Origin of the sequence: Saccharopolyspora sp., from assembly GCF_017434145.1 — a bacterium.
In the GTDB taxonomy this organism is placed as follows: domain Bacteria; phylum Actinomycetota; class Actinomycetes; order Mycobacteriales; family Pseudonocardiaceae; genus Saccharopolyspora_C; species Saccharopolyspora_C galaxeae.
Window position 1 is genome coordinate 1 of record NZ_JAFRFW010000962.1, and the last position, 5647, is coordinate 5647.

Here is a 5647-nt window from a genome sequence, read left to right on the forward strand (position 1 = left end):
GGCCGTTGAACGGGTGCGGCGGCCCGGGCGGGGTCGGCACCCGGACGGCCTGCGAAGCCGCGGGAGGGGCCTTCGCGGGAGGCGGCTCGGGCAGCGGTTTCGTGGTCGGAGCCGGTGGCGGTGGCGCCGGCTGCGCGGTGGGGGCGGGAGCCGGCTGCCCGCCTCCGCCGGAAGTGGTGAAGTAGAAGACGCCCGCGACCACCACGACGACCAGCAGCACCGAACCGATGACCACGCCGGTGATCATCTTGCCCTTCGAGGCCCCTTCGGAGACCTCGAAGACCTCCGGCCCCTGGCGCATCCAGCTGGTGTCGCCGTGCTCCGGCGGCTGGCCCCATGCCGTGTTCGCGTTCCAGCCCTGATTCCACTGCTGCTGGTCCGGCCACTGCTGCTGGGAGCCGACGTTGACGGTCTGCGTGCTGTCCGCCCCGGTGAGCGGGTTCGGCACCACGTGCGTGGGTTCGTTCGACGGCTGCGGCTGGTTCTGCTGCTGGGCGGCCTGCGCTCCCTGCGCGGCGGCGGCTCCCCAGCTGAACGCGGGCGGGAACGGGCTGGACTGCTCACCCTGCTGACCGCCCGGCTGGGCGAACCCGCCGGAGGGGGTACCGGGACCGGATGCGCCCGGGGACTGGTTGCCCGGGGACTGCCCACCCGGCTGCTGCGCGGAACTCCCGGCGGAGCCTTCCTGCCCCTGCGCCCGGCCGGCCAAAGCGTCCCGCCGGGACCGGTACTCCTCCGCGGAGATCCTACCCGCCGCCAGTTCGGCATCCAGGTTCTGCAGCTCGTCTTGCCAGGTCACCGATGCGCCCTTTCCGGATTTACCGAGTCGTGATCACCGGCCATTCTGCACCAGGCAGCGCATCGCGGGAGCCACCTCCCGGATAACGATCCAGCGGGTGTGACCACTCGCTCCCGCCCGCGCGCGACGATCGCACTTCCGATCTCGACGGCACCCGATACGCTACCCGGCGTCGCGGATGCGCCGGGCGGCACGTCGTGGGGGTGAAACGGGTGGGCACAGCGCGTGTCGAGCACGCTCATCCGGAGCGTTTCGCCGCCCCCGCGCACGGTTTCGCGTGGATCCGCATGATCGGCGCGCTGCTGGTGATCTACGGGCACAGTTCTCCGCTGGTGGGCAGCGGCGACTTGTTCCCGCCGGAATGGCCGCTGCAGCCCGATGAGGCCGTGCTCATGGGATTCTTCGCGATGAGCGGTTTCCAGATCACCGAGAGCTGGATCCGCGATCCGCACCCGCTGCGCTTCGCCGCCAAGCGGGTGCTGCGGCTGTGGCCGCCGATGCTCACCGTCTCGGTGGGCATGGCGCTGATCGTCGGTCCGCTGGTGACGACGTTGTCGGTGGGGGAGTACTTCGCCGCGCACGGCACCTGGGCCTACATCGTCAACAACACCGGGCTGCTGACACTCAACCACCACTTGCCGGGTGTGTTCACCGGCAACCCCTGGCCGGGCGCGGTGAACGGTGCGCTGTGGACGTTGCCGATGGAGCTGCTGGCCTATGCCGGCCTGTACGCGTTGCTGCTGGTGGGCGCTGCCAAGCAGCGGTTGCGGTGGCTCGCGGTGCTCGCGCTGTGCGCGATCGTGGTGTGGGACCGCTACCTGGAGCAGGACCCGGGCGCGGAGTCGGCCGGTTCGCTGCTGAGCGTCCCGGTCGAGTCGCTGGTGGCGTTCCTGGTCGCGTTCGCCTTCGGCGTGGTGCTGAACCTGTACCGGATGCCGCTGTCGGTGCTGGCCGCCGGTGCCGGGGTGGCGGTGCTGGGCGCGATGCCGAACAGCATCGCCGCGTCGTTCCTGATGGCGTTCGTGGTCAGCTACGCGGTGGTGGTGGCGGGTCATTTCTGGCCCGCCCGGCTCACCGTGCCCGGGCACTGGGTCAACGGCAGCTACGGCGTTTACGTCTGGGGCTTTCCGGTGCAGCAGCTGCTGGCGATGTCCGGAGTCGGCAACCAGTACGTGATGGTGCTGTGCGCGGCGCCGATCTCGTACGTGCTGGGCACGTTGTCGTGGACGTTCGTCGAAGAGCCGGTGATGCGGCTGCGCCACTACATCGCTCCGCAACGCCGCAGCCGCCCGGCGGGTGCTGTTCCTCCCGAGGAGCTGTCCGACACCGAGGAACGGGTCGACACCGAGGAACGGTCCCCGGAAGGACCGGACAGACCGCTCGACCCGATTTCCGGGCGGCCGGAGCGGTTTTGATGCGGGCGTAGCATCGGGACCATGGTGCTGTTCAAAGCTAGGCGCATGATCACCCCCGATGAGGCGCTGCCGGGCCGCAGCACTCCGCTTTCCGTGCCGGAGCGGCACGCGGTGTTCGGCGACCGCCCGATCAAGCCACCGTTCCCGGAGACCACCTCGACCCTGGTAGTGGGCATGGGCTGCTTCTGGGGCGCGGAACGCATCTTCTGGCGCACCGACGGGGTGTGGACCACCGCGGTCGGCTACGCGGGCGGGTACACCCCCAACCCCACCTACGAAGAGGTCTGCACCGGCTTGACCGGGCACACCGAGGCGGTGCTGGTGGTCTTCGACCCCTCTGTGATCACGCTGTCGCAGGTGCTGAAGGTGTTCTGGGAGAACCACGACCCGACGCAGGGCCTCCGGCAGGGCAACGACGTCGGCAGCCAGTACCGCTCGACGATCTACTACGCCGACGACGCCCAGCGCGAAGTCGTCGAACGCAGCCGCGAGCAGTTCCAGGAGGCGCTGAGCGCCGCGGGCCACGGCGAGATCACCACCGAGATCGCGCCGCTCGGCGAGTTCTACTACGCCGAGGGCTACCACCAGCAGTACCTGTCGGAGTCCAAGAACCCGAACGGCTACTGCGGCATCGACGGCACCGGCGTCTCCTGCCCGATCGGCCTCGGCACGGCCTGACCGCCCGGCCACCCGATTCAGCGAACCTAATTCTGGCAAAGATCTTTTTCCCAGAATTCCTGGACCTCGGAAACCATTTCCGGGCGCCGTGCGATTCCGCTGTCCGGAAGGTTCCGCGCCCGGTGCGCCTCGCGCGCACCGGGCCACGGAGCCGGGGGACGGAAACGCGGGTCAGCCGAAGTTCACGTCCGCGCAGGAATAGAAGGCGTTGCTGGTGTCCGCGACGTCCCACACGCCGAGGATCAGGTGCTTGCCGGTCTTGTCCGGCAGTTTCCCGGTGTGCGTGTACACGTCCGGCGGCTGCTGCCCGCCGTAATCGACGTTGACGAACGGCGCCGGTTCGAGCTGGTCGCGGGTGAGCGGCTGGCTCGGGTCCCAGCCGTCCTTGGTGATGAAGTACCGCCACGACGACGTCGAGTGGTTCGCGGTGATCTTCCACTGGAACTGGAAGTCCTGGCCGGCCTGCACGTCGGTCGCTGGCCATTGACCGCCGCGCGGGTCGTCGAGCTCGCTGAACTGCTCCAGACCGGCCGAGCAGATGCTGCCGTCGACCGGGCCCGCCTCCGGGAAGCCCTTCGGGCCTTCGACGCTCTGCGGTTCCCACTGGATCGCGCCGCAATTCGTCGCCGCGCCGGTCGAGCAGGCGTCCTGGCGGCTGGAAGGGCTCTGGGTGAATCCGTGCGAACTCGCGACACCGGATGTGAAAATCGGTAATGCCAGGGTGGCGATGCCGACGGCGGCGATACCGATCTTGCTTTTCACTTTCGACATGGAAGTACTCCCTTCCTGGATCGGTGCCGGAGAAATTTACACTCGCGTTATTCGCGGAAAATAGCACCGTTCTGCGCAACATCGCGGGGGCCGCGGCTCGGCTAGTGGTCCAGACCTTGAGGCCGTTCGGAGCAGCGCAAGATCGCGTTCGGCTTGCGGGCGGGTGCGTCCGTACGCACGATGCCGGGATGGGAGACAACATCTACCGCGTAACCGAGATCGTCGGAACGTCCGCGGACGGCGTCGACGACGCGATCCGCCGCGGTGTGCACCGCGCGTCGCAGACCCTGCGGGACGTGGACTGGTTCGAAGTCACCGAGGTCCGCGGCCACGTCGAGAACGGCGAGATCGCGCACTTCCAGGTCGGGCTGAAGGTCGGCTTCAAGCTGGAGGAGTGAACCGGCCCGGCGAGCACCACGAACGCGCAAAAGCCCCGCCGTCCTGCGGCGGGGCTTTCTCACTGCGGAGCGGATGACGGGACTCGAACCCGCGACCCTCACCTTGGCAAGGTGATGCGCTACCAGCTGCGCTACATCCGCAAGCGAACGATCTCTCGATCGCTGTTGAGCACTACTTTAACCCATCGTTCGCGCACCGTTCCAAGGGGGTCAGCGCCGTGCCGGTCCGACCCGCGACGGCTCGATGCGCAGCAGCACGCGGTCCTCTTCGCGCATCGCGCGCCGATAGTCCTCCCAGTCGTCGTGCTCGCCGGAGACGCGGCGGAAGTAGTCCTCCAGCAGCGGCATCGCCTCGGGCAGCCGCACGACCTCCGCGGTGCCGTCGACCTGGATCCAGTCGCCGAAGAACTCGTCCGGCAGCACGCACAGCCAGGCGCGCGGATCGCGGACCAGGTTGTGCACCTTGGCGGTGGCCGCGCGGGTGCTCACCACGATGCGCCCGGCGTCGTCCACGGCCGCCAGCACCGGGCTCAGCTGCGGTGTCCCGTCCCCGCGAAGCGTGCCCAGCACCGCGCGGTGGTGTTCGCGGACGAACGATCTTGCCTGTTCGAGGTCCATGCCCCGCCCTTCGCCGGGTGTCAGGTCGACGGGCACACCTTAGTCACCGTGCGCGAGGTCGCGAGCGCATTGGCGGGACCGGGGTGGTCCGGCGCGGCGGTGTGATCGACAATGCCTCGGGTGCCGTGCGCTTTCACCCGTGAGGCCGATGACGGTCGCGATACCGTGTCGGCACGCTCGGTCCCGGTGCGTGGCCGCTCAGGCGGGCTCCGCGGTGCCGGGCGGCGCTCCCGGTGCCGATGGCGGTACGGCTTGCAACGACCGAACGGAAACGCCCGGCGCCGGGCGAGGAGGCGACGATGAACCGCGTGGTGCGGGGCTCCGACGGCAGGTTGTGGAACGTGCGCTCCAGCCTGGAGTGGTCGAACCCGATCGCCGGCGACGACTTCGAGCACGACGTCAACGGTGGCCGCGGCCCGGGGATCATGATGTTCGGCATCCTCATCCTGCTCGCGCTGCTGTTCGTGCTGTGGACGCCGGAGGGCGTGCACGTGCCGATCTGGCTGGTCCTGGCGCTGATCGTGGCGGCGATGTTCTTCCCGGTGCGCTGGCTGCTGCACCGGCCGTGGACGATCATCGCGGAAACCCCCGGCGACGAGGAGGAGCACCAGCCGGAGCGCTGGGTCGGGGTGCAGCGCGGCTTCCTCAACGTCCGGCAGGAGACCGCGAAGGTGGCCCGCCAGATCGAGCTCTACGCCGAACCGGACATGAACGGCTCGCTGCAGCCCACGGAGTGACGGCCGCCGCAGGCCGATCGATCTTGGCAGACTGGTGGGGTGCCCGAACTGCCCGAAGTCGAGGCGCTGGCCCGGCACCTGCGCGAGCACGCCGTGGGCAGCACCCTCGCCCGCATCGACGTCGCCTCGCTGAGCGTGCTCAAGACCGCCAGCCCGCCCTACACCGAGCTGCACGACCGCCCGGTGACCGGCGCGGCACGGCACGGCAAGTACCTGGACCTGGACTGCGAC

7 protein-coding genes, 1 tRNA gene and 1 pseudogene are annotated in these 5647 nt (G+C 69.2%); 5 read left to right on the forward strand and 4 right to left on the reverse strand.

All coding sequences use genetic code 11. The annotated features are described in order from the left end of the window. Window positions 1-799 (reverse strand): annotated as a pseudogene (locus IJH84_RS25975) (hypothetical protein); the annotation flags it as partial. 212 nt (window positions 800-1011) lie between these two features. Here IJH84_RS25975 and IJH84_RS25980 point away from each other — a divergent pair. Further along, on the forward strand, window positions 1012-2214 hold the full coding sequence (locus IJH84_RS25980; RefSeq protein WP_295150046.1) for an acyltransferase: 1203 nt from the start codon (window positions 1012-1014) through the stop codon (window positions 2212-2214). A gap of 21 nt (window positions 2215-2235) precedes the next feature. After that, window positions 2236-2892, forward strand: a complete 657-nt coding sequence (gene msrA / locus IJH84_RS25985; RefSeq protein ID WP_295150050.1) for a peptide-methionine (S)-S-oxide reductase MsrA — start codon at window positions 2236-2238, stop codon at window positions 2890-2892. A 171-nt stretch (window positions 2893-3063) separates the two neighbouring features. On the opposite strand, the gene IJH84_RS25990 is transcribed toward msrA, so the two are convergent. Continuing rightward, complete coding sequence (locus IJH84_RS25990) at window positions 3064-3663, reverse strand: lytic polysaccharide monooxygenase (RefSeq protein WP_200068088.1); 600 nt, start codon at window positions 3661-3663, stop codon at window positions 3064-3066. 188 nt (window positions 3664-3851) lie between these two features. On the opposite strand from IJH84_RS25990, the gene IJH84_RS25995 reads away from it, so the two are divergent. After that, window positions 3852-4061, forward strand: a complete 210-nt coding sequence (locus IJH84_RS25995; protein WP_200068089.1) for a dodecin — start codon at window positions 3852-3854, stop codon at window positions 4059-4061. A gap of 68 nt (window positions 4062-4129) precedes the next feature. Here IJH84_RS25995 and IJH84_RS26000 read toward each other — a convergent pair. Beyond that, window positions 4130-4202: transfer RNA gene (locus tag IJH84_RS26000), tRNA-Gly, on the reverse strand. Between the two features lie 69 nt (window positions 4203-4271). Next, a complete protein-coding gene (locus IJH84_RS26005) occupies window positions 4272-4715 on the reverse strand; it encodes a PPOX class F420-dependent oxidoreductase (RefSeq protein WP_338601728.1) in 444 nt (147 codons plus the stop codon). Between the two features lie 263 nt (window positions 4716-4978). Between IJH84_RS26005 and IJH84_RS26010 the strand changes: the two genes are divergently transcribed. Both IJH84_RS26010 and IJH84_RS26015 read left to right on the forward strand, forming a co-directional pair. Then, a complete protein-coding gene (locus tag IJH84_RS26010) occupies window positions 4979-5416 on the forward strand; it encodes a DUF983 domain-containing protein (protein WP_200068090.1) in 438 nt (145 codons plus the stop codon). Window positions 5417-5455: 39 nt separating this feature from the next. Continuing rightward, window positions 5456-5647 (forward strand): DNA-formamidopyrimidine glycosylase family protein (locus IJH84_RS26015; protein ID WP_295150056.1); only part of this gene is annotated, 192 nt, incomplete at its 3' end.

Excerpts from the sequence above, each read along its gene's own strand:
- msrA (WP_295150050.1), top strand. The coding sequence starts at position 2,236 with ATGGTGCTGTTCAAAGCTAGGCGCATGATCACCCCCGATGAGGCGCTG.
- IJH84_RS25990 (WP_200068088.1), bottom strand. The coding sequence starts at position 3,663 with ATGTCGAAAGTGAAAAGCAAGATCGGTATCGCCGCCGTCGGCATCGCC.
- IJH84_RS25995 (WP_200068089.1), top strand. The coding sequence starts at position 3,852 with ATGGGAGACAACATCTACCGCGTAACCGAGATCGTCGGAACGTCCGCG.
- IJH84_RS26010 (WP_200068090.1), top strand. The coding sequence starts at position 4,979 with ATGAACCGCGTGGTGCGGGGCTCCGACGGCAGGTTGTGGAACGTGCGC.